Annotated in this window: 22 protein-coding genes; 13 read left to right on the top strand and 9 right to left on the bottom strand. The window is 66.3% G+C overall.

From position 1 onward, the window contains the following. Positions 1-118 precede the first annotated feature (118 nt). The 3 genes from ABDZ66_RS05610 to ABDZ66_RS05620 all read left to right on the top strand — a co-directional run bounded on the left by ABDZ66_RS05610 (position 119) and on the right by ABDZ66_RS05620 (position 3,836). Positions 119-1,108: an NADPH:quinone oxidoreductase family protein gene (locus ABDZ66_RS05610; protein WP_343757017.1), complete on the top strand. Its 990-nt coding sequence runs from the start codon at positions 119-121 to the stop codon at positions 1,106-1,108. Positions 1,109-1,536: 428 nt separating this feature from the next. Beyond that, entirely contained in the window at positions 1,537-2,652 is a 1,116-nt protein-coding gene (locus ABDZ66_RS05615) for a semialdehyde dehydrogenase (RefSeq protein WP_343757019.1), read from the top strand. After that, entirely contained in the window at positions 2,649-3,836 is a 1,188-nt protein-coding gene (locus ABDZ66_RS05620) for an NAD(P)/FAD-dependent oxidoreductase (protein ID WP_343757021.1), read from the top strand. Before ABDZ66_RS05615 ends, ABDZ66_RS05620 begins: the two co-directional genes overlap by 4 nt. Before the next feature lie 287 nt (positions 3,837-4,123). On the opposite strand, the gene ABDZ66_RS05625 is transcribed toward ABDZ66_RS05620, so the two are convergent. After that, on the bottom strand, positions 4,124-4,567 hold the full coding sequence (locus ABDZ66_RS05625) for a hypothetical protein (protein ID WP_343757023.1): 444 nt from the start codon (positions 4,565-4,567) through the stop codon (positions 4,124-4,126). Between the two features lie 282 nt (positions 4,568-4,849). Next, positions 4,850-5,737, bottom strand: coding sequence for a formyltetrahydrofolate deformylase (purU, locus tag ABDZ66_RS05630; protein ID WP_343757025.1), 888 nt, complete (start codon positions 5,735-5,737; stop codon positions 4,850-4,852). Positions 5,738-5,781: 44 nt separating this feature from the next. Between purU and ABDZ66_RS05635 the strand changes: the two genes are divergently transcribed. The 6 genes from ABDZ66_RS05635 (at position 5,782) to ABDZ66_RS05660 (ending at position 11,991) form a co-directional block, all read left to right on the top strand. Then, positions 5,782-6,876, top strand: a complete 1,095-nt coding sequence (locus tag ABDZ66_RS05635; RefSeq protein WP_343757027.1) for an aminopeptidase — start codon at positions 5,782-5,784, stop codon at positions 6,874-6,876. Positions 6,877-7,754: 878 nt separating this feature from the next. Beyond that, a complete protein-coding gene (locus tag ABDZ66_RS05640) occupies positions 7,755-8,180 on the top strand; it encodes an acyl-CoA thioesterase (RefSeq protein ID WP_425544406.1) in 426 nt (141 codons plus the stop codon). Further along, the gene (gene nrdI / locus ABDZ66_RS05645; RefSeq protein WP_343757031.1) at positions 8,177-8,581 is read left to right on the top strand and encodes a class Ib ribonucleoside-diphosphate reductase assembly flavoprotein NrdI; all 405 of its coding nucleotides are present in this window, start codon (positions 8,177-8,179) and stop codon (positions 8,579-8,581) included. The genes ABDZ66_RS05640 and nrdI overlap by 4 nt, the downstream gene beginning before the upstream one ends. Next, on the top strand, positions 8,565-10,652 hold the full coding sequence (gene nrdE / locus ABDZ66_RS05650) for a class 1b ribonucleoside-diphosphate reductase subunit alpha (protein ID WP_343757033.1): 2,088 nt from the start codon (positions 8,565-8,567) through the stop codon (positions 10,650-10,652). Before nrdI ends, nrdE begins: the two co-directional genes overlap by 17 nt. A 72-nt stretch (positions 10,653-10,724) precedes the next feature. After that, positions 10,725-11,723, top strand: a complete 999-nt coding sequence (gene nrdF / locus ABDZ66_RS05655) for a class 1b ribonucleoside-diphosphate reductase subunit beta (protein ID WP_343757035.1) — start codon at positions 10,725-10,727, stop codon at positions 11,721-11,723. After that, a complete protein-coding gene (locus tag ABDZ66_RS05660; RefSeq protein ID WP_343757037.1) occupies positions 11,716-11,991 on the top strand; it encodes a thioredoxin domain-containing protein in 276 nt (91 codons plus the stop codon). The genes nrdF and ABDZ66_RS05660 overlap by 8 nt, the downstream gene beginning before the upstream one ends. Before the next feature lie 21 nt (positions 11,992-12,012). Here ABDZ66_RS05660 and ABDZ66_RS05665 read toward each other — a convergent pair whose 3' ends face one another. The 7 genes from ABDZ66_RS05665 to ABDZ66_RS05695 form a co-directional block, all read right to left on the bottom strand. Next, positions 12,013-12,612 carry an HAD family hydrolase gene (locus tag ABDZ66_RS05665; RefSeq protein WP_343757039.1) on the bottom strand — a complete coding sequence of 200 codons (600 nt, stop codon included), beginning with the start codon at positions 12,610-12,612 and terminating at the stop codon, positions 12,013-12,015. 99 nt (positions 12,613-12,711) lie between these two features. Next, positions 12,712-15,501 (bottom strand): DNA polymerase I, encoded by a 2,790-nt coding sequence (gene polA / locus ABDZ66_RS05670; RefSeq protein WP_343757041.1) that lies wholly within the window; start codon positions 15,499-15,501, stop codon positions 12,712-12,714. Positions 15,502-15,598: 97 nt separating this feature from the next. Continuing rightward, on the bottom strand, positions 15,599-15,784 hold the full coding sequence (locus tag ABDZ66_RS05675) for a hypothetical protein (RefSeq protein WP_343757042.1): 186 nt from the start codon (positions 15,782-15,784) through the stop codon (positions 15,599-15,601). 871 nt (positions 15,785-16,655) lie between these two features. Continuing rightward, positions 16,656-16,778, bottom strand: a complete 123-nt coding sequence (locus ABDZ66_RS05680; protein ID WP_343757044.1) for a hypothetical protein — start codon at positions 16,776-16,778, stop codon at positions 16,656-16,658. 330 nt (positions 16,779-17,108) lie between these two features. After that, positions 17,109-17,729 (bottom strand): N-acetylmuramoyl-L-alanine amidase, encoded by a 621-nt coding sequence (locus ABDZ66_RS05685; RefSeq protein ID WP_343757046.1) that lies wholly within the window; start codon positions 17,727-17,729, stop codon positions 17,109-17,111. Continuing rightward, on the bottom strand, positions 17,719-18,066 hold the full coding sequence (locus ABDZ66_RS05690) for a hypothetical protein (protein WP_343757048.1): 348 nt from the start codon (positions 18,064-18,066) through the stop codon (positions 17,719-17,721). The genes ABDZ66_RS05685 and ABDZ66_RS05690 overlap by 11 nt, the downstream gene beginning before the upstream one ends. Continuing rightward, positions 18,063-18,410, bottom strand: a complete 348-nt coding sequence (locus ABDZ66_RS05695; protein ID WP_343757050.1) for a hypothetical protein — start codon at positions 18,408-18,410, stop codon at positions 18,063-18,065. The genes ABDZ66_RS05690 and ABDZ66_RS05695 overlap by 4 nt, the downstream gene beginning before the upstream one ends. 305 nt (positions 18,411-18,715) lie before the next feature. Here ABDZ66_RS05695 and ABDZ66_RS05700 point away from each other — a divergent pair, with 305 nt between their 5' ends. Genes ABDZ66_RS05700 through ABDZ66_RS05715 form a run of 4 tightly spaced genes read left to right on the top strand, consistent with a single transcriptional unit; the run spans position 18,716 to position 23,097 of the window. Continuing rightward, a complete protein-coding gene (locus ABDZ66_RS05700; RefSeq protein WP_343757052.1) occupies positions 18,716-19,303 on the top strand; it encodes an alginate O-acetyltransferase AlgF in 588 nt (195 codons plus the stop codon). Positions 19,304-19,313: 10 nt separating this feature from the next. Next, positions 19,314-20,735: an MBOAT family O-acyltransferase gene (locus ABDZ66_RS05705; protein WP_343757054.1), complete on the top strand. Its 1,422-nt coding sequence runs from the start codon at positions 19,314-19,316 to the stop codon at positions 20,733-20,735. A gap of 11 nt (positions 20,736-20,746) precedes the next feature. Next, positions 20,747-21,850 (top strand): alginate O-acetyltransferase AlgX-related protein, encoded by a 1,104-nt coding sequence (locus ABDZ66_RS05710; RefSeq protein ID WP_343757056.1) that lies wholly within the window; start codon positions 20,747-20,749, stop codon positions 21,848-21,850. Next, positions 21,847-23,097 carry an alginate O-acetyltransferase AlgX-related protein gene (locus ABDZ66_RS05715; protein ID WP_343757058.1) on the top strand — a complete coding sequence of 417 codons (1,251 nt, stop codon included), beginning with the start codon at positions 21,847-21,849 and terminating at the stop codon, positions 23,095-23,097. Before ABDZ66_RS05710 ends, ABDZ66_RS05715 begins: the two co-directional genes overlap by 4 nt. Positions 23,098-23,243 lie beyond the last annotated feature (146 nt).

Genomic DNA, 23,243 nt, shown 5'->3' on the forward strand with positions numbered 1-23,243 from the left:
GTGTGGTTGTGGCGCGGTCCCTAGCTTTTCACGATTCCTGAACCCGGTCAAACACGTTCACGTTCAAGATGTACGTCAACGTTCACTTTCGGGGTGACAGTCGGGTATGCTGCGCCTCATGAGTGAATCCATGAAGGCCATCCGGGTCGAACGACTCGGCCCCCCAGACGTGATGGAACTCCAGGACGTCCCGGTCCCCACCCCCGGTCCCGGCGAGGTCCGCATCGAGGTCGAGGCCGTCGGCATCAACTTCGCGGACGTCCTGAGCGTCGCCGGCGAGTACCTGACCCGTACCCGCGTGCCGTACACGCCGGGCATGGAATTCGCCGGGATCGTCGAGTCCCTCGGCGAGGGCGTCACGGGCGTGCAGGTCGGGCAGCGCGTCGCCGCGCTGGGCGGCAGCGGCGCCCTGGCCCGCTACTCGGTCGTGAACGCCGCCGGCCTGATCCCCGTCCCGGAGAACCTGAGCGGCGCGCAGGCCGCCGCGTTCCCCGTGTCGTACTTCACGGCGTACCACGGCCTGAAGACCCTGGGGCGCGGCGTGGAAGGCGAGTGGGTGCTCGTGCAGGCCGCCGCCGGGGCGCTCGGCACCGCCAGCATCCAGCTGGCCAGGGCGATGGGCATGCACGTGATCGCGCTGGCCAGCACCGACGAGAAACTCGCGCTGGCCCGCGACCTGGGCGCCGACGTGACCATCCTGCAGGACGACCCGGACCGCGTGCAGAAGGTCCGTGACGCGGCGGGAGGCAAGGGCGTGCCCCTGATCCTGGAGGTCGTGGGCGGCAAACGCTTCCAGGAGAGCCTGGACATGGCCGCCCCGCAGGGCCGGATCATCGTGATCGGGAACGCCAGCCGCGAGCAGGCGAACCTGCGCCCGGTGGAACTCATGAAACGCAACCTGACCGTCACGGGCCTGTGGCTGACCAGCCTGATGAACGACCGCGCCGCGACCATGCAGGCCGCGCAGGCCCTCGCCGGACTGGTCGGGAGCGGGCAGGTCACGCCGCAGGTCGGCCCCACCTACCCCCTGGCCGACAGCGCCCGCGCCTTCCAGGACCTGCTGGACCGCAAGACGACCGGCAAGGTCATCATCGAACCCGGCCGCTGACGCCCCGGCCAGCCTCCTGATCGCCACCCCGCGCCGCGCGCCGGGTGGCGATCACCCGTTGAGCCCGGCCCCGCGAGGGCAACCCGGGCGGCCCTGCAGGCCCCGGACGACACCCCCGGGGGCCGCCCGGCCCCCGCCGGTCATGGTTCGATCACGGTGCGGGGCGCACACTGCCCGTACCGGTTCCGGTCCCCACCCGGCGCGGACATCGGTCGAGAGCGGCGCCGCGGGGTGACCGGCCGGCGTCCCTCCGGTCCCGCAGGAAGGCCATCCGGAGTCCTTCCGGGCGGTCCCCGGAACAGCCGGCCCGGTCCGAGTTAACGGGCCGGTAACGCCCTCAGTGCACACTGGTCCCAGGGATGACCCCCTGCGCCGCTTCCCGTCTGGTTCCCGTCCCGGCGTCCGTGTACACCGGCAGGAGGACTCGCATGCCCACCCTCTCCCCCACCCTGCAGCCGCAGCTGCCGCCCGCCGATACCCGCCACCCGGTCGCCTACCTCACCCACCCGGGGCCTCAGCTGGCCCGCGACCTCGGCAGGCTGTTCGGGCCGCTGGGCTGGTGGCCGGACAGCGCGTACCGCGCGCTGCTGGGCCGCCTGAACCTGCCGCCCTTCGTGACCGGCACGTTCCATTACCGCGACCGGCCCGAACGGGTGGCAGGCTGGCTGATCCTGGTCCCGCTGACCCCCGACCAGCTGCGGGCCGGCGGGTCGCGCGTGCACGCCCTGATCGGGCGGGCCGTAGACCGCGCCGCGCAGCTGGGCGCACGGACGGTGGGTCTGGGTTCCCTGCTCGGCCCGGCCACCGGGAACGGCACGGACCTGCGCCGCCGGACCGATACCGGCGTCACGACCGGCAGCGCCTTCACGGCCGCCATGGCCCTGCGGGCCGCGCAGCGGCTCCTGACGCAGTGCGAACCCGCAGCGTGCGTGGCGCTGGTGGGACCCGGCGGCAGCGTCGGCAGCTGCCTGGCCCGCCTGCTGGCCGCGAACACCGACCACGACCTGCTGCTGATCGGGCAGAACGAGGCTCGCCTGCGGGGCCTGCAGGCCACCCTGCCCGGCGGTCGCGCCGCGATCAGCACCGACCTGACCCGCCTGCGCGACGCGGAACTCGTGATTCTGACCGGGCGCGTGCCGCACGGCGCGCCGCTGGGGCCGGCGCTGCGGCGCGGGTCGCTCGTGCTGGACATCACGCGGCCGCGCGTGACCGGTCCGGACCTGCTGCTCGAACGGCCCGACGTACGCGTCATCGACGGGGGGCTGGTCAGTCTGCCGGGCGTGGACCTGCCGGAGACCGCCGGCTGGCCGCGCGGGCTGGGGGACGCGGCGCTGGCCGAGACGCTGCTGCTGGGCCTGCACGGCCACCCGGGCCATTTCGCGCTGGGCACCCCCACCCCCGCGCAGGCGGCCGAGGTCACGGTCATGGCGCGCGGCGCGGCCCCGCTGGGGTTCACGCTGGCCCCGCCGCACTCCTTCGGGCAGCCTGTCACGGTGGACCGCCGCTTCGACCGTTGGTCCTGCCCGGCCGGGGTGCCAGCGTGACCGGACGGCCCGTCACGCGGATCGTGATCCTGGCCAGCGGTGGACTGGACGGCACGGACGTGGTCACGCACGTGACCCGCGCGTTGCGCCGCCACGCCGGCAGGCGGCTGCGGTCCGGTCAGGTGCAGGTGACGCTGGTGGGCGGCCCGTCCGAGCAGGCCGCGGCCGGCTTCACCGGCGAGTTCCTGGGCGGCCTGATCCGCCCTGGCCACCTGTCCCTCCCCGCGCGGACGTTCCTGCCGGAGGTCCGTGTCCGGGCCGGCGCGGCGCAGGTGGACCTCGACATGCAGCGCGTGCTGGTCGAGGAGGGCGGCGTGCAGGACTGGCTGCCGTTCGATCAGCTGATCCTGACCCGCCACGCCGCCAGCACGCCCGACCGGCTGCCCGGTCAGGCCGAGCACACCTACCAGGCGCGGAACGGCCGGGACCTGCAGCGGCTCCGGACGGCGCTGGACGACCGCTGCCGGGAGGGCCAGCCGACGCGGGTGGCGGTCGTGGGCGGCGGGCGGCGCGGCGTGGAGGTGGCGGCCGCCATCCGCGACCGCCTGACGCGCGCCCGGGTGGCGGGCGAGGTTCACCTGCTGTGCAGCGGCCCGCTGCTGGCGCCACTGAACACCACGCACCCGGACCTGACCGTTCACGTCCGCGGGACGCTGACCCGTCTGGACGTGCGGCTGCACGAGGGGCAGCGCGTGTCCGCCTTCCGGGCGGGCGAGGTCTGCACGGTCCTGGGGCCGCTGCTGCGCGCCGACCTGATCGTGTACGCCGCCAGCGGCCGCCGCCGCGTCCCGCTGCCGGGCAGCGAAGCGCTCCGGCGTGACCGGCAGGGCCGGGTCCTGACCGACCGACACGGGCGCACGCCGGACTACCCGAACGTGTGGGTCGCGGACACGCTGGACCCGCCGCAGCTGGGTGATCAGGTGGCCCGGACGGTGCTCGGCCGGTCCCTGCGTCCGCCCGGCCCGCCGGAACCTGCGGCGCTGGGCCTGGGACGGCGCAACAGTGTCACGCAGGTGATGGGCCTGACCGTGACCGGCGCCATCGGCTGGGCCGTGCGGGTCGCCCGGCTGCTCCGGAACCTGCCCCGCCCGCACGGAACGCAGTTGATCCTGGACCTGCTGCGCCCCCCGGCACCCGCACCGCCCCCCCAGCGGCTTGCGGGAGCCAGCGACGCGGCCGACTGATGGCCGTCTTCAGTCCCCGGGACGGGCCCTCCGGCCGCGACGGTCCATGCGGGCGCGGCGGGTGCGAGAGAAGCGGGGGCGAAGTGGAGGCTGGATGGACGCCGCGGCGTTCATCCAGGGGGGAATGGCGTTATACGGATTCCGTTTGTTTCGTTGACAACCCGGAACGGCACCGGGTCGTCAACTCCACGTCCGGAACCCGTTTCTCTCCTCCTCTGCGGAGCAGCTCTCCGAGTCGCATCCGCTCGGATTGAATGGCTTTATAAGCCATTCAATCGGAGTCCGTATTACTGCGTGAAGAACCTCAGCAGGGGCCGCCACCAGGGAATGCCGGCCAGGATGACGATCATCGAGAGGCCGGTCCAGAGGGCCGCCGCGCGGAACTTCAGGGGGTCGGCGGCGGCCTTACGGCTCTGAATGCTGCCCAGCGTGGCGAACACGGCGGCCAGGACGCCCAGGCCCAGGTGTTCCCACTGGAAGCTGGGGCGGGGCGCGCCGGCGAACACCGGGATGTTCTGCATGCCCATGAAGGCGAACAGCAGCAGGCCCAGCACCACCTGCAGGTGCAGGCTCCCCATGAACGCCGCGACGGGGCGGCGATCGGCGGGCGTGAAGGGCCGCCCGCTGCTGAGGCCGGGAATGGTCTGCGCCAGGGCCCACAGGCCGGTCAGCAGGATCACCCAGCGGTTGAGGTTGTGAAGGGTCAGCAGCACGAGGTACAGGGTCGCCATGAGAACCAGCCTAACCTGACCGATCGGTAAGCTCAAGGGACACGGGCGCCGCAGGGCGTGAGGGCAGCCCTCACGGCCCCCACTGCCCACGCCATCTCATCAATGGTGCGGACAGGTTCATCCCTTCAGGGCAGACCAGCGATGAACACGCAGTGTTTACCCCTCCCCCTTGAGGGGGGAGGCTGGGAGGGGGTGAGCAGGCATGGCGTTACATAAGACGTTTTCCATGCTTTTCCCCTCTGGCGCCCGAACAGTGTCCGCACCATTCAATCCGAGTCCGTATCAGAACACGACGGTCTTGTTGCCGTGCACCAGCACGCGGTCCTCCACGTGCGCCTTCACGGCGCGGGCCAGCACCTGCCGTTCCACGTCGCGGCCCAGGCGCATCAGGGTGTCCGGCGTTTCGCGGTGCGTGACGGGAATCACGTCCTGCGCGATGATCGGCCCGGCGTCGAGTTCCTCGGTCACGTAGTGGCTGGTCGCGCCGATCAGTTTCACGCCCCGGTTGAACGCCGCGCGGTACGGGTTGGCGCCCACGAACGCGGGCAGGAACGAGTGGTGAATGTTGATCACGGGCCGCCCGAAGTCGCGCAGCAGCTCGCCGCTCAGGATCTGCATGTAGCGGGCCAGCACGGCGAAATCCACGTTCGCCTCGTGCATCAGGCGCACCTGTTCGGCCTCGGCCTCGGCCTTGTTCTCCTTGGTGACCTTCACGACGTGGAAGGGAATGCCGAACATCTCCGCGTCGCGCCGCAGGTCCTCGTGGTTGCTGATGATCAGCGGGATCTCCACGTTCAGTTCGCCCCGGCGTTTGCGCCACATCAGGTCCAGGAAGCAGTGGTCGTAGCGGCTGACGAGTACGGCCATGCGTTTGGGCTGCGTGGTGTAGTGCACGCTCCAGTCCATCCCGAACGGCGTGGCGACCACGTTCGCGAACGCCCGCTCGAAGGGCTCGCGGGCCAGGTCCAGTCCCGCGAGGTGGAATTCCATGCGCATGAAGAACGTCCCGCCCTGCGGGTCCGTGCTGTGCTGGTCACTGTGGATGATGTTCGCGCCGTGGTTGTGCAGGAACTGCGAGACGGCCGCGACGATCCCGCCCCGGTCCGGGCAGGTGATCGTCAGTACGGCAGTGTTCAGGGGGTCGGGCGCGGTTGAAGCGGGGGCCGTCATATCCGGCGAGGATACCCCGCGCGGCGGGTGGTAGCCTCGCGGACGTGCAAACAAACACCTCTTACGTGGCGTACGACCCGGACCTTCACGCGGCCCTGCTGGCCGACTACTGCCTGTCGGCCGCGCCCGGCGAACGCCTGCTGGTCGCGGGCGGGCAGGAGGCCACGCCCCTGATCCGCGCCGTGACCCGCGCCCTGCTCACGCGCGGCGCGCGGCCCGTGGTCCGCGTGGACTACCCCGGCCAGCACGAGGACTTCGCGGAACTCGCCAGTGACGCCGTCCTGGACGCCATTCACCCTGCCGACCTGAGCGACGTGGAAGCCCTGGACGGCAGCCTGCGCGTCCTGACGCCTGCACCCGCCCGCCCCGTGGACGCCGCCCGCCGCGCCCGCCTGCTGGCCGCAAACGCCCCGGTCGCCGCCGCCCGCGCCCGCCGCAAGTGGAGTCTGACGCTGTACCCCACCGCGCACGCCGCCGCGCAGGCCGGCATGAGCGAGGCGCAGTTCGGGGAGTTCGTGATGCGCGCCATGTTCCTCGACCGGCCCGACCCGGTCGCCGCGTGGGCCGAGGTCCGGCTCATGCAGGCCCGCCTGATCGAACGCCTGAGCCGCGCCGACGTGGTCCGCATCGAGGCGCCCGGCACCGACCTGACCCTGCGCGTGGGTGGCCGCACCTGGGCGAACAGCGACGGGCGGCGCAACATGCCCAGCGGCGAGGTCTTCACCGGCCCGCACGAGGACAGCGCCGAAGGGATCGTGACCTTCACCGTGCCCGCCGAGTACCAGGGGCAGATGGTGCGCGGCGCCCGCCTGGAATTCCGCGCCGGGCAGGTCGTGAACGCCACCGCCGACGAGGGCGAGAGCGCCCTGCACGCCGCGCTGGACACCGACCCCGGCGCGCGCCGCCTGGGCGAACTGGGCATCGGCACGAACACCGGCATTCAGGTGCCCACCGGGAACATCCTGTTCGACGAGAAGATCGGCGGAACCGTTCACCTCGCCATCGGCAAGAGCTACCCGGAGACGGGCGGCGTGAACGCCAGCGCCGTCCACTGGGACCTGATCACCGACCTGCGCCAGGGCGGCCGCCTGAGCCTGGACGGCGAGGTCGTGCAGGAAGGCGGCGTGTTCCTGATCTGACCCGGACTCGGATGGAATGGGTTGCACAACCCATTCCATCCGAGCGAAGCGACTCGCAGAGCGGCCCCGTGACCCGATGACCTTCCGGACCGTCCCGGCCAGGGTGAGTACAGCACCGCGAACTGGCCGCGCCGGTCGGCCCAGACGCGGTCCATGTCGCTGTAGCGCATGGCGACGTGCCCCAGCAGGGGGTCCATGATGCACACCTGCCCGGTCGTGTCGTCGTACCCGACCAGCACCCGTCAGTGCGGGATGACGGTGCCGGTGTCCGTGATGTGCGGTTGCAGCGCGATGATGGGCAGCCCCGCCCGGATGGCGTTCCGGACGGTACTCATACGGATTCCGTCTGTTTCGCCTACAATCCGGAACTTCACCGGATTGCCGACTCCACGTCCGGAATCCGCCAAGCTCCCACTCGCTTCGCTCGGATTGAAAGGACTTTGCAGCTCTTTCAATCGGAGTCCGTATCAGGGTCCCGCCCGTGAACAGCCGGGCCTGCATGCCGACCCTGGGGGCGTGGTTCACGGTGGCCTGCGCGGCCCGTGACGCGGCCAGACCCGGTCGGGAGCAGGGCGGAACAGTCAAGATCTTGCATGTGCAGGTGCGTTTGACCTGACCACGTACTACATGTAGACTCCGCGCTGTCGTTGCCACCCGGCAACACTTCGCGGGAACAGAGGGAAGTCCGGTCACGCCCCCACAGGGGGTTCAGTCCGGCACGGTCGCGCCACGGTCCTCAGTCCGAACGCTCGCCCAGCGAAGAGACGCCCACATCACGGCCCCCGCGCAAGGGGCACAAGGCGGTTTTCCCTTGATCACCTGACAATCCACCTCTGCCCCGTTCTGCCCCCGCTTCTTCCCTGTTTCAGAGGTGTTCCATGACCCTGCCCGTGTCCTGTCCCCCGCAAGGCGGCCTTCCGCCCGTGCCGCCGCGTGAGACGCGCGTGACGCACGTCGTCTTTCCCGGCCTGACGAATCACCACGGAACGCTGTTCGGTGGCGAGGCGTTGTCGCTGATGGATTCGGCGGCGTTCATTGCCGCGACCCGGCACTGCCGCCGGAAGGTCGTGACCCGGCACCTGGACGCCATGGAGTTCCGCAACCCGATTCCGCAGGGGTCGCTGGTGGAACTCGTGGCGCGGGTCGTGCGGGCGGGGCGGACGAGCATGACGGTGCAGGTGGACGTGTTCCGTGAGGACATGTACTCCGAGGAGCGGGAACTGGCGTGCGCGGGGACGTTCACGCTGGTGGCGCTGGGTGACGATGGGCAGCCGGTGCCGGTGCCCCCACTGGCGGACGTGTGAGGCTGGTCTTCGACTCCCTGACGGGAAACGTGCGGCGGTTCGCGCTGGCGGTGTCGCGGGAGGCGGGGGGGGTGCCGGTGGGGTCCGTGCGGGACGCGCCGCCCGCGCCGGGTGAGCCGTTCCTGCTGCTGACGTACACCTTCGGGCAGGGGGAGGTTCCGGCCAGCACGGCGGCGTTCCTGCGGTCGCACGCGGGGGGGCTGCGGGGCGTGGTCGCCAGCGGCAGTTACCACTGGGGTGCGAATTTCGGGCGGGCGGGTGACCGGATCGCGTCGGAGTTCCGGGTGCCGCTGGTGGCGCGTCTGAACAAGGGTGGAACGGTCTCGGACCGTGAGCAGGTCACGCGCTGGGTGCGGTCGCACCTGCCGGGTGGGGGGGAAACGTATGGAACGCTGGATTGAACTGAACAACCGGGTGCTTTCGGGCACGCACATCGACACGAGCCATGACGCGCAGGCGCTGCGGGCGTACTTCACGGAGAAGGTGAACCCGAATACCGTGACGTTCCCGACGCTGGCCGAGAAGGTCGCGTACATGACCGAGAAGGGCGTGTGGGACCCGGCGGTGTTCGCGCGCTACCACCCGCGTGACGTGAAGGCCGTGTTCCAGCGGGCGTACAGTTACGACTTCCGGTTCCAGTCGTTCATGGGGGCGTTCAAGTTCTACAGCGAGTACGCGACCATGACCCCGGACCGCAAACAGTGGCTGGAGCGTTTCGAGGACCGCCTGAGCGTCACGGCCCTGGCGCGCAGCAGCAGCGTCGAGGAGGCGCTGGAACTGGTGCATCATCTGGTGAACCAGACGTTCACGCCCGCCACGCCCACCCTGATGAACTCCGGGAAGGCGAACACGGGGCGGCTGGTCAGCTGCTTCCTCCTGCAGGACTGCACGGACAACCTGGATTCCATCACGAAGACGCTGTCGTTCGTGGCGGAACTCAGCAAGGGCGGCGGCGGGATCGGCGTGGAGGTCAGCAACCTGCGGGCACGTGGCGAGAGTCTGCGCGGCATCCAGAACGTCACGAAGGGCGTGATGGGCGTGGCGAAGATGCTGGACAACATGCTGCGCTACGCCGATCAGGCCGGGCAGCGTCCCGGCGCGGGGGCGATCTACCTGAGCGTCATGCACGCCGACTTCCTGGACACCCTGAGTGCCAAGAAGATCGCCACGGACGAGGACGCGCGACTGAAGACCCTGTCGGTCGGGGCGACCGTGCCGGACGTGTTCATGCAGAAGGTCCGGGCCGGTGAGGACATCTACCAGTTCTACCCGCACTCGCTGTTCCAGGCGACCGGGCGCGAATTCACGAGCATCGACTGGACCCGCGAGTACGACGCGCTGGTCGCGAACCCGGACATCCGCAAGAAGCGCGTGTCGGCGCGGCGTGTCATGGAGGAGATCGCGGTCACGCAGGGCGAGAGCGGGTACCCGTACCTGCTGTTCGAGGGCAACGCGAACGCCGTGAACCCCATCCCGAACGTCGGGACGATCAAGATGAGCAACCTGTGCAGCGAGATCCTGCAACCCACGCTGCCCAGCACCTTCCACGCCTACGGGCAGGAGGCGAAGGATCAGGTGGGCCTGGACGTGAGCTGTAACCTCGCGTCCCTGGTGATCGAGCAGAGCGTCGCCAGTGGCGACCTGGGCCGCGTGGTGCGCGCCGCCGTGCGCATGCTGGACGACGTGGCCCGCTCCACCAGCATCACGGAGGTGCCCGCCGTCAAGCGCGCCAACGACGAGATGCGCTCCATCGGCCTGGGCGCCATGGGCCTGCACTCGTTCCTGGCGAAGAACGCCCTGGCGTACGGCAGCCCCGAGGCGCTGGAGTTCGTGGACGTGTACTTCGCGGCCGTTCATTACCACGCCCGCCGCGCCAGCATGGAGATCGCACGCGACACCGGCTTCGTGTTCCGGGGCTTCGAGGGCAGCCGCTACCAGAGCGGCGAGCACTTCGCGCAGTACCTCACGCAGGACTTCGCGCCCCGCACGCCCGAGGTCGCCGCGCTGTTCGACGGTCACCAGCTGCCCACCCGTGAGGACTGGGCGCAGCTCGCAGCCGACATCCGGACGCACGGGCTGGCGCACTCGTTCGTCATGGCCATCGCCCCGACCGGCAGCATCAGTTACGTCAGCAACGCGTCGGCCAGCATCATGCCCATCACGGAACGCGTCGAGACCCGCACCAGCAACAAGGCCCGCACCATCTACCCCATGCCGCACCTGAACGAAGTGACCGAGTGGTTCTACGAGGAAGCGTACGACATGGACCAGCGCCGCGTGATCGACACGGTCGCCGCCGCGCAGAAGCACGTGGACCAGGGCATCAGCTGCACGCTGTTCATTCCCAGCAGCGCCACCACGCGCACCCTGCAACGCTACTACCTGTACGCCTACGCCAAGGGCCTGAAAACGCTGTACTACACGCGACTGCGCAAGGTCAGCATCGACGAGTGCCTCAGCTGCGCTGTCTGACCAGAACACCCCTCACCCCGCCCCTCTCCCCAGCGGAGAGGGAGCACACCCCCACCCCCCTGTGAGACTCCCATGACCCGAACCCCCTTTACTGCCACGAACTGGAGCGAACCCGAGGACAGCTTCTCGGTCACGTTCTACGAGAAGTACACCTCGCAACTGTGGTTCCCGGAAGAGATTCCGCTGTCGAACGACGCCATCGTCTGGAAGTCCCTGACCGAGGCCGAACGCTGGACGTACATGCACGCCTCGGCCGGCCTGAACGCCCTGGATACCCTGCAGGGCGAGGTCGGCATGCCCGCCCTGCGTGGGCTGGTGCCGGGCCACATCCGCAAGGCGACCCTGCAATTCCAGGGCATGATGGAAGACATTCACGCGCGCAGCTACAGCCTGATGAACAAGACGTTCCTGTCCACCACCGAGGAACGCGCCGTGTTCGCCTGGGTGGAGGCGCAGCCGCAGCTTCAGTTCAAGATCGCGTTCATTCAGGACGTGTTCGCCGACCCGGACACCAGCGACTTCGGGCTGTGGCGCAAGATGGTCGTGTCGTGCATGCTGGAAACGGCGCTGTTCTACAGCGGCTTCTACTACCCGCTGCTGATGGCCGGGCAGGGCCGCATGGTGTCGGCCGGCGAGATCTTCAACCTGATCATCCTCGACGAGGCCGTGCACGGCGTGTACGTGGCGCTGCTCGCCCAGGAACGCTTCGAGGCCATGAGCGAGGCGCAGCAGGCCGAGGCCCTGGCGTGGTTCGACCATGCGCTGGACACCCTGTACCGCAACGAACTGGCGTACACCGACACCCTGTACGCCGGGGTGGGCCTGACCGAGGACGTGGGGCGCTTCATCCGCTTCAACTTCAACGTGCTGACCGACAACCTGGGCCTGGAACGCCGCTTCCCGGACGAGGACATCAACCCGGTCGTCCTGAACGGCATCCGCACGCGCGGCACCACGCACGACTTCTTCAGCGCCAAGGGCAGCAGTTACGCCAAACTGAACGTGGAACCCCTGGCCGACGAGGACTTCGCAGAACTCTGGCCCGAACGCACGGCGGTCGCGCATGACTGACACCGATCAGACCCGGCCATTCGTGCTGTTCACGCAGGACCAGTGCCCGCAGTGCGAGACCCTGAAGCGCATGCTGGCCCTGCCCCTGCGCGGCGCGTTCGACACCCAGATCGAGGTCCTGCACCGCCAGGAACAACCCGGCGCCTTCGCGCAGCTCGCCGAGGCGCACGCCCTGGCCCGCACGCCCGCCCTGCTGCACCGCCCCAGCGGCAAGCTCCTGCTCGACACCGGCAGCCTCGGCGCCGTCAAGGCCTTCCTGACGCAGTAAGGGCTGGGGCCACACCCTCCCCTACTTCACGCCCAGCGCCGCCAGTTCCTTCCGGAGCTGCGCGGCGTTCTCGTACCGCACGGCGTGCATGCCGACCGAGCGGGCCGCCTCGGCGTTCTGCGCGCGGTCGTCGATCATGACGGTCTCTTCGGGCCTGAGGCTGGCGAGGTTCAGGCCCAGGCGGTAGATGGTGGGGTTGGGTTTCATGACGCCCAGGTAGCAGGAACTGAAGAAGGCCAGCAGGAACTCGCGCAGGGCATAGTTGCGGATGCGGCACTCGTTCAGGTCGTGCCCCTCGTTGTTCAGGGCGTACATGCGGTACCGGCCGCTCAGGTCGCGGGCGAGGGCCAGGGCGTCGTCGTGGGCGCGGCTCTCGGCTTCCATGGCGGCGCGGAAATCCTCACGGGTAAAGTCACGCGGGGCGTGGAACACCGTCTGCGACAGGTACTCGTCGAGGGTCATGCGGCCCAGTTCGAGTTCCGGCGCGGCCAGTTTGTGCCGCTCGGTGAACTCGGTCAGGTCCAGCCCGAAGCGTGAGAGAACATCCGCGCGTTGCTCTCGGTCCCAGCCGTTCGTGAGGAGCACCCCGCCGATATCCCAGAAGACAGCCTTGATGGTCATGCGCGCAGGGTACGCCGGGGCGGCGGCAGACAGGCAGACGCACAAGAAAGCGTGAGGGGGCGGGCTATTCCCACAGCCCACCCCGCACGACCCAGCCCCTTACTTCGTGTCGTACCAGTTGGGGCCGGTGCCTGCCTCGACGGCCAGGGGGACCTTGAGGCTGGCGGCGCCTTCCATGATGGTTTTCACGAGGCGGCTGATCTCTTCGGCTTTCTCTTCGGGCGCTTCGATCAGCAGTTCGTCGTGGACTTGCAGCAGGAGGTGCGCGCCGGTGCCCTGGAGTTCGCGGTCGAGTTTGATCATGGCGAGTTTGATGATGTCGGCGGCGGTGCCCTGGATGGGCATGTTGTACGCGAGGCGTTCGCCGGCCTCGCGCAGGGTGCGGTTGGTGGCGATGAGTTCCGGGACGTAGCGGCGGCGGCCGTACAGCGTCTCCACGTACCCGTGCTGGCGGCCGAATTCGAGGGTGCGGTCGATGTAGCCGCGGATGCCGGGGTAGGTGTTGAAGTACGTTTCGATGAAGCCGGCGGCGTCGGCGTAGGGGATGCCGAGGTCGTTACTCAGGCGGTGGGCGCTCATGCCGTACAGCACGCCGAAGTTCACGGTCTTGGCGGCGCGGCGCTGGTTGGGGGTGATGGTGGCCTCGTCGAGCCCGAGGACCTGCGCGGCGGTGCGGCGGTGAATGTCGGCGCCTTCCTGGAAGGCCTGCTGCATCAGGGGGTCGTCGGCGATGTGGGCCAGGAGGCGCAGTTCGATCTGTGAGTAGTCGGCGCTGATCAGGCACATGCCGGGCGCGGCGATGAAGCCCTTGCGGATCTCGCGGCCGGCGTCGCTGCGGATGGGGATGTTCTGGAGGTTGGGGTTGAGGCTGCTCAGTCGCCCGGTGGCGACGGCGGCCTGCGCGAAGGTGGTGTGCAGGCGGCCCGTGGCTGGGTTCACGAGGTTGGGGAGGGGTTCGAGGTACGTGCCGCGCAGTTTTTCCAGTTCGCGGTATTCCAGCAGCGCGGGGATGATGGGGTGTTCGTCCCGGAGGGGTTCGAGGGCGGCGACGGCGGTGCTGCGTTTGCCGGTCAGTTTGGTCTTCTTGCCGCTGGCGAGGCCGAGTTCGTCGTACAGGACCGCTTCGAGCTGGTCGCGGCTGCGGATCTGGAATTCGCGTCCGGCGAGCGAGTGGATCTGCGTTTCGAGAATCTGGAGGCGGGCGGCGGTGGCGGCGGACAGGCCGCGCAGGTACTCGCTGTCGAGTTGCACGCCCCGGACTTCCATGCGGGTCAGCACGCCGGACAGGGGGCGTTCCATGTCGTCGTACAGGGCGCGGCGGGTGTCGTCGAGCAGGGGTGGCAGCAGGTGCAGCAGCTGGGCGGTGGCGGCGGCGCGCCCGGCGGCGGCGTCGGGCCAGGGGACGTTCAGGTACCGCTGGCTGACGGCGCTCATGGTGGTGTTGGCCGGGTCGAGCAGGTACGCCATGAGCAGGGGGTCGTCGCCGGGTTCGGTGTTCAGGCCCCGCACGCGCAGATGCGTGGCGAGGGCCTTGGCGGCGGCGGCCGTCACGGTCGGCTGGGCGGCGAATTCGGTCTCGCTGACGGTGGCGGGGTACTGCGCGCGAAGTTTCGCGGCCGCTTTTTCCTGGTCTTTCAGGGCTTTCTCAGCGGCTTTCTGCTGCGTTTTCGTCAGGGGCGCGGCGGGCGTGTCGGGGCTGTCGAACAGGCCGCCGGGCGGGGCGTACACCTCGGCTTTCTTCCACTGGGGGGGTTCGTGGGTGGGCGCGGTGCGCAGCACGCCCCGGTACTCGCCGGCGGCGGGGTCGCCGGTCGCCTCGAAGGTGGCGGCGTCGGTCAGGGCGGCGGTCAGGTCGTCCTCGCGGGACAGGGCGTACCCCCAGATGACGTTCCCGGTGGGGGCCTGCCAGGGGGCCGTCTCGGTGATCAGGTCCGGCAGCGGGTCGGCGCCGGGCCCGTCGTGCGGCGCGGTCTGGTGCGCGGTGTCGTGCACGCTGTCCGGCAGGTCCGTCGCGGCGTCGGCGGCGTCCAGGGCGGCCACGTCACGCTTGACACTCATCAGGTTCAGTTCGTCCAGCAGCGCTTCCAGGCGGGCCGGGTCGCCCGGCAGTCGCCCGGTGCCGAGTTCCACGTCCAGCGGCAGGTCCGTGACCATGCACGACAACTGGTGGCTGAACTGCACGTTCTCCTCGGAGTCCAGCAGTTTCTGGCGGGTGCCGTCGGGTTTCAGGGTGCCGGCCCTCGCGGCGGCATAGATGCCTTCCAGCGTGCCGTACTCCTGCAGCAGCTTCGCGGCCGTTTTCGGGCCGATGCCCCTGGCGCCGGGAATGTTGTCGCTGGCGTCGCCGGTCAGGGCGCGGTAATCCACCCACTGCCCCACGGTCACGCCGTACTTTTCGAGCACCTCGTCCGGGCCGATCAGTCGGAAGTCGTTCGTGATGACGCGCACGTGGTCGTCCAGCAGCTGGTACGCGTCGCGGTCACTGGTCACGATCCGCACCTGCATGCCGGTGCCCTCGGCCTTGCGGGTCAGGCTGGCGATCACGTCGTCCGCCTCGTAGCCGGGTTCCTCCAGTCGCGGCAGGCCGATGGCGTCCACGATCTCGCGGATGCGGTCGATCTGGCCGGGCAGGTCGGCAGGCATCTCGGCGCGGCCTGCCTTGTACCCGTCGAACTGCTCGTGCCGGAAGGTCTTGACCGGTGGGTCGAACACCACGATCACCTGATTGCTGCGCTGCCGGGCGAGGCGCAGCGTGAGGCGCAGGAAGCCCAGGATGGCGTGCGTGCTCTCGCCCTGCCGGTTGGTGAGGGGCGGCAGGGCGAAGTACGAACGGAACGCCAGGGCGTGCCCGTCGATCAGGACCAGGGTGTCGGGTGAAGCGGAGGTCATACCCCCCATTCTACTGTGGGCGTAATGAAGCGGCGCGTCGGGCAGGCACGGACGGCCACCCCACGCGCCTGATCGGCTTCCCCCGACAGCCCGGCGCTCAGTCCGCAGCCTGCCCGTAGTGCTCGGGATCCGCCACCCGCCGGTTGCGGGGACGCAGGGGTTGAAGGTCGAGGGGAAGGTCCTCCTGCTCCCGCAGCAGCGCGCGGTCGTCACGCGTGAGCGCAACGAAGGCACCCAGCATGATCAGGAGAGTCAGGGCCGCCATGATCAGGAGCAGGTTCATGAACCCAGTGTGCGCCTGTGCCCCCACCGCCCCATGACCGGCCCCTCAAGGCCCCTGCATGCAACCTTCAGGGGCGCTACAGGCAACGCTGAGCGAACCTCCATCTTCCCGGCCGTCAGTGGCCTCCCGTGGCCGTGGCACAGGAAAAACCCCGCAGATCAGCGGGGTTGGCCCTCACCGACTTCACCCGGTCGGTCTTGGTTGTGGGTGCCGTCAGCGTAGGCGAGCGGCGTGAGGAACCCTTACGACCCACATGGACCCACCTTGAAGGATCAAGCCAGCATCAAGACGCCGGCCAGACCAACGCAGGCCACCCCCGGCAGGCACCGCACCGACCAGCGCACCACCCCGAAGCCAGGACAATCTGAAAGGGACCCGTGCGGCGCCACCGCGGTTGGGGCCGTTCTCCGAATGGAGGCCTCGGAACACCAGACGTCCGGTGCCTCCATTCTCTTCTCATACGGACTCCGATTGAATGGCTGACAAAGCCGTTCAATCCGAGCGAAGCGAGTGGGAGAAAACCGGGTGCCGGACGTGGAGTTGACAGATCGGTGATGTTCCGATCTGTGAACGAAACAAACGGCAGTCCGTATCAGCAGCTGCTCCAGTCCGTTCTGCCTGTCCAACTTCACCTGCTCTCTTGCGGAGCTCTACAAGTCCGCCCGGCCAGACAGACTGCCTCTTTATGGCGGCTGCTCCGAAAAGCGCATGGGGGGCGCACTGCCCCTCGTTCCGTGCGCACCCCAGGCCATCAGGACGTTCCGAGTTCCCAGGCTCAGCCTGCTTGCCCGAACTGCATTCGGAAACGCAATTTTTCAAGGTAGAGAAAATCACTGCTTTTTTGGGATCCGGGTCACTGCGGGTTCGTCGCTCAGCGGTTGTCGCGGATGTATTCCTCGTAGATGATTTCCAGCAGTTCCTCGCGTGACGCGCGCGGGTGTTTGTTGCGTTTGGCGGCCAGGGTCCGTTCGAACCGCGCTTGGTCTCCGCGCATCTGAGCCAGCACTTTGCGTTCCCATTGACTTGCGTGGAGGCGCGCAGAGCCGGAGCGTGATGGGGCGGAGCGTGGCTGGGTGGAGCGTGGTTGAGCCGGGCGTGGTCGGGTGGGGCTGCTGGGCTTGGACCCGGACAGCATGTACAGCCAGAGGGCGAGCAGGCCTATGCTCAGCAGGGTGAGTGACATCCACAGTTCCACCCTGGCAGTGTAGGAAGTGATCGCCGTTCGGGTGGCCTCAGGTGCGTGTTGGGGTGTGGGGGAGTTGGGGGGGACAGTTGCCGGGGAAGAGGCGTTTGAAGGCCATCTCGATCAGGCCAGCGGCGGGTCTTACTTCGTGACCTTCAGGTAGACCTTGTCGGTCCCCTCGATCAGGGTGCCCTCCCCCACCTGCTGGTTCGTGCGGGGGTCGAAGAACCGGACGGGCCGCTGCTCCTGGCCATCCTTCATGTGCCCCGGCTGGGGGGCCGGATTGAGGCTCTCGCGGATCATGTTCAGGTACGCGTCCCACGGCCAGGTCGGGCCGGGGCAGCCCTGGCGGGCCTTGCGGTCCGGGTTCACGTCGCTGTGCCCGATGATGTGCGCCCGGTCCGCGGGGATGCCGTGCCGCTGGCAGATGCTGGCCACCAGCCGGGCGCTGGCCTGCAGCTGGGCCGCGCTGGGCGTCCAGGGTCCCCGGCTGGGCATGCCTTCGTGTTCGATGCCGATACTGCGGGCGTTCATCTGCCAGTCGCCGGCGTGCCAGGCGGTGTCGCCTTCCTGAACGCTCTGACCGGTGCGGCCATCGGTGGCGACGGTGTAATGGGCGCTGGCGGGCGCCGCGTCCTGCGCGAACCAGCTGAGCGTGCCGCCGTATGTGCCGTCCGCGACGTGGACGACGATTCGGTCGATCTTCGCGGTGCGACCCCTGGTGTAGTTGCCGGGGTGTGCCGGGCGCTGTTCAATCGACATGCTCTTCCCTTCCTTTCTGAATGAGTCGGGCGCGGCGTTCCACCATGTCCAGCACGGCCCAGATGCTGTCCAGGATCGCCCAGGTGACCAGCAGCAGGCCCGCGAGGTTCCGGTACGTCTCCTCGATAGGGATGAAGACTGGGATGCTCCCAGCGGAGGCATGCCGCCAGACGAAGAACACGCCCGCAACGGCATGCACGATCACGGCGAACAGTCGGCGTTCCCGCTGGTCCGGCCAGCTGAGGGCCGTGAGGATCAGGCGGATCAGGGCGCTGATGAACCACCCGCCCGCCAGGACCGCCCACATGAGTTTCAGCCAGTAGCCGTCGATGATCACGTCGCGTCACCTTCCTTCTTCGGGCTGTTGGTGGCAGTGAGTTCCCCGAGTTCCACGCCGTACTTCTGCCCGATGAGCTTGACGGCGGCCCGCAGGGTCCACAGCGGCGGGATGGCCCCGGCAAGCGTGCCGACCGTGGCGCACACGTAATCGTCCAGGGCGGTGAGTTGCACGAGCAGGACGGTGGTACTCGCGCTGAACACAAGGGACAGCAAAAGGAAGCCGTACAGCTTGCCCTTGTCCCTGGCCATGTCCATGGCGAGGCTGGTGCCGAGTTGCGCGATCAGGCCCAGCACAGCGGAGAGAACGGCGAGGAGCCAGAGCGGGGGGACGTGTTTTTCCATGAGGCTCCAGAGGCCGGCCAGGAATGAGGAACCGCCAGTGGGCCGGAGCACTGGCGGTCTGTTGGGAAGGCAGGTGATGGGTGGGGGCCGTCGCGGGCGTGATGAGTCTTGGATGCTCCAAAGGGAAAGAGCGAGTCAGTGAGTCGCCCCATGAACCGAAACGCCGCGACCCTGGGGAGAGAAGCGGCGTTTTCTGCTGTGTTCAGGTACTGATATCAGGCCTGATTCTGTGTGGGATCAGCCATCAGTCAGACGGTGCGCAGATTCCGAACAATGAGAAAAGAGACAGTGTACCGTGAGTGTCTATGCGGACCCCTCTCCTTTCGGCTGCCCTTCTCCTCTCGTTCGCAGCGGCGCAGGAGGGCCTGTACGACCCAGCCCCGCCCGCCGACAGCGCGTTCGTTCGCGTCCTGAACGCCTCTAATGCCACTCTCGGCAACAAGACTGTCACCGCTGAGAAGGGCGCCGCCAGCGCGTACGTCGTCATTCCGCAGGGCGACCTGACGGCCAAGGTCGGCACGGTCAGCGGCAAACTCAAGGTTGAGGCCGGGAACTTCTACAGCGTCATCGCTCAGGGCAGCAAACTCGTCCTCCTCAAAGACGAGGGGGCCGAGAACCGCGCCAAGGCCGTCCTGACCATCTACAACCTCAGCAAGACCGCCAGCGTTGACCTGAAAACCGCTGACGGCAAGACCGCTGTTGTCACCGGCGTGAAACCCGGCGAGAGCAGCAGCCGCGCCGTCAACGGCATCACCGTCACCCTCGCCGCCTTCAGCGGCACCAAGAACCTGGGCAGCGTCAAGGAACTCAAACTCGAACGCGGCAACGCCTACGCCCTGGTCCTCACCGACAGCGGCCTGACCATCACCCAGAGCACCACCAAGACCAAGTAAGGCGGCGGCCATGGTCTTCAGCAGTAACGTTTTCCTGTTCCTGTTCCTGCCGGTCTTCCTGATCGTCTACTACCTCCTGCCGTTCAGGTGGCGGAGCGCGTGGATCCTGACCGGCAGCTACGCGCTGTACTCCTGGTGGCGCCTCGACTTCCTCTGGCTGCTCGTCGCCATCACCGCCGTCGCCTACCTGTACGGCCTGATCCTCGAGAAGCAATCCGACGGCCCCCGGCGGCGCTGGACCCTGACCAGCGCCATCGTCCTGAACCTCGGGGCGCTCGCGTACTTCAAGTACGCGAACTTCGGCATCGAGTCCTTCAACGCCATCACGCAGTCCTTCGGGATGCAGGCCTTCACGTGGGCACCGATCCTGCTGCCCATCGGCCTGTCGTTCTTCATCTTCCACGCGATCAGTTACATCGTCGACGTGTACCGCCGAGAAGAGCAGGCCACGCACAACCCGCTGGACTTCGCGGCGTTCATCGCGCTGTTCCCACACCTGATCGCCGGACCGGTCCTGAAGTACAACCTGCTCGCCGATCAGTTCCGCAGCCGCACGCACACCCTGGAGAAGTTCTCGTACGGCGCCACGCGGTTCATGACCGGCTTCGCGAAGAAGGTCCTGATCGCGGACACCATCGCGCCGCTGGTCACGGCCGCATTCCACCAGCCCAACCCGTCCATGGCGGACGCCTGGCTGGGCGCGCTGGCATACACCCTGCAGCTGTACTTCGACTTCAGCGGGTACAGCGACATGGCCATCGGACTGGCCGCCATGATGGGCTTCAAGTTCCCGGAGAACTTCAACCACCCGTACATCTCCCGCTCCATCACGGAATTCTGGCGGCGCTGGCACATGAGCCTCAGCTCCTGGCTGCGCGAGTACCTGTACATCAGCCTCGGTGGGAACCGGCACGGGCGCGCGCGCACGTACCTGAACCTGTGGCTGACCATGGTCCTGGGGGGACTGTGGCACGGCGCGAACTGGACGTTCGTGCTGTGGGGCGTCTGGCACGGCAGCATCCTCGCGGTCGAGCGGCGCATGAAGGAAGCGAGCCTCTGGAAGCCCAGCCCGGCGTGGCTGACCATTCCGGGCACGATGATCCTGGTGATCATCGGGTGGGTGATGTTCCGCGCGGACAGCGTGCCGGATGCGTTCCGGATGTACAGGGGCATGCTCGGCCTGAACGGAGTGTCGCTGAGCGACACGCTCGCGTGGCAGGTCAAACCCAGCGTCCTGGTCAGCATGCTCCTGGCGGCCCTTCTGGTGTACCTGGCACCCTACTGGGGCAACCGGGTGGGGGACGTGGGCAGCAAGCTTCTGCGTCCCCGTCTGGCGGTCGGGGCGACTGTGATGCTGCTGCCGCTGTTCGTGCTGGCGATCCTAAAACTGTCCGCTCAAAGCTACACTCCTTTCCTTTACTTCCAGTTCTGAGGTGACCTGACATGACTGAATTTGCGCAGGACACCGTAAAATCCAACGCCAACAACCCAGCGGCCCCCGCTGTTCTGCACTGGCTGCCCGCTGCGTTCCTGCTGGGCGTGGTGGCGGTCGGGGCGGTCCTGACGGTGCTGACGCCCACCGTCCGGCAGTGGCCGCAGGGGAAAGCCGTCGTGACCGGGGAAGCCATGGTCACGTACGAGAAAGAGAACCTCGACGCCAAGGTGCCCTGGCGGGACGCCAGCGTGAATCTGTGGGGCGGCCTGAACGCCCGCCTGTTCGGGGAGGCCCGCGACGGCGCCCTGATCGGCAAGGAGGGCTGGCTGTTCACCAGCGAGGAGTACCAGACGTCTGCCGGGGACGCCGCCGAGATCCAGGGCAAACTCGCGTACATCCAGGAGGTGCGGGATGAACTAAAGAAGGACGGCGCGCAACTGGTCGTGGCTCTGATTCCTGCAAAGGCCCGCGTGTACGCGGACCAGACGAACGCGAAAGTCCCCGCGCAAACGGAGGCGCTGTACCAGTCCTTCCATACGGAGCTTGAGAAGGCCGGGATTCCCGCACCGGACCTCCTAACTGCGTTCGAGAACGGCAAGAGCAGAAGCGACCTGTTCTTCAAAACAGACACCCACTGGACGCCGACCGGTGCTCAGGTCGCTGCGCAGGCCATCGCACCCGTCGTAACGGAGTTGGGCTTCGACCTGCCCGCCGCTGAGTACACCGCGCAGACGCAACCGGAAGTACCACGCGCCGGGGACCTCACCCGTTACGTACCAGGGGCCGATCGGTCAGATCTGGTCAGCCCCATCACCTACGAACGCAACGATGAGGGCGGCGGCGGTCTCTTCGGTGACGAGGGCATCGCAGTGACGTTGGTCGGCACGAGCTACAGCGCGGAGACTAAGGACAATGTCTGGCACTTCGACGGCGCCCTGGCCGCCGCATTGGGTACTGAGGTCCTGAACATGGCGCGTGAAGGCAAAGGCCCGATCGTGCCGATGCGGGAGTACCTCATCAGCCCAGAACGCAAAGACTATCCCGCCCAGATCGTAATTTGGGAAATCCCTGAGCGATTTCTAAGAGAAGATTATAAGGAGGATGATTCATGAGAAAGATCTTTTTTGTTTTCGCGATGGCTGCATTATCTAATGGCCGTTTACAAGCTTCCGATGTGTCGATATGTCCTCAGGCTCAGGATCAGGCTATCGTGAGCAAATCTAACAAATCCATCCAACCAATCTTAAATGCCGGTATTGGCGCAAGAATGTTCTATTCATGGGATTTAAATCCTATGCCTAGCACTCAAACCCTGACTTATTTCGACCCACTTAAGAAAGCTCTAAAATCGAAGGGAGTCGAACTAATCATTATATCTCTGCCTCAGCGCTCATATTTGACTCCAGACATGATTCCTAAAGAAATCGCACTGAAATATAATTTCAACGCAGGCACAATAGCATCCTATGACAAATATATTGCTGAGATTAATAATTTGGGTATATACTCACCGAACATCGTTAATTTATCCAAGTCTTCAGGAATAAGCAATCAATTTTTCTTCTTAAGAGATCATCACTGGACATCAATCGGTGCCGATCTGGTCGCAAATAATGTAGCAAATTATATAAAATCGAAAAATGTCCTGCTACGTCAGGAAAATTACTCAGATAAATTAAAATCTCTTGAAATCTCAAATTACGGCAGCCTTGAGGCGACATATAATGAGTTTTGTGAACCAAAATTATTACCAGAAAAATACCTGTCATATACTATTGATGCGGTCGAAGAACTCATATCAGAAGACGGCCCCCAAGTAGTTATCGCTGGGACAAGCAATAACTATAGAACATTAGCTAGTGATACAGTAGAGCAGTCATTCTCTGCTTTGCTATCTAACAAACTTAAAACTAACGTCCTTAACGTTTCTATATCTGGCGGAGGTGCGTCTGCCGCACTGGATAGCTACCTTAGATCCAAATCCTTCCAAGAATCACCACCAAAATTCATTATTTGGGAATATACTCCAAACGGATCTCCTACCGAGGATCAGCTTCTTCAAATCATACCAGCGGCTAAAGGAATCTGCAAAAACCCTATAGTTTCAACCGGAAATACGTTATCCCTAAAAGATAATTCCGACGGTTATTTCTTAATCCAGACGTTTGACAAAAACTTAGAGGAAGTGCAGTTGAAGTTCACGAAAGACGGCAAATCTACTAATTATTCAATGAAAAGAGATAGGCGTCAATCCAAGAATGAAATCTTTTATTTAATGAGAAGGAAATTACTTGATGGAGCAGGAACAATAGAGGGTGATAAAAAAATTATTAAATCTATTTCATACTGCGCTAATTGATGCTCAAGTAAATAATGAATCTACAGATTGCGGTGCGCTATTGTAATTAATGCGCACCGCAGAAAATTTTCATTGACGCGGAATGGTGGAATGGAAATAAATGAAATACACTGTACAAATCTGAATATCTGCCCCAATTAAACAGG

Origin of the sequence: Deinococcus depolymerans (genome assembly GCF_039522025.1) — a bacterium.
Classification (GTDB): Bacteria; Deinococcota; Deinococci; order Deinococcales; family Deinococcaceae; genus Deinococcus; species Deinococcus depolymerans.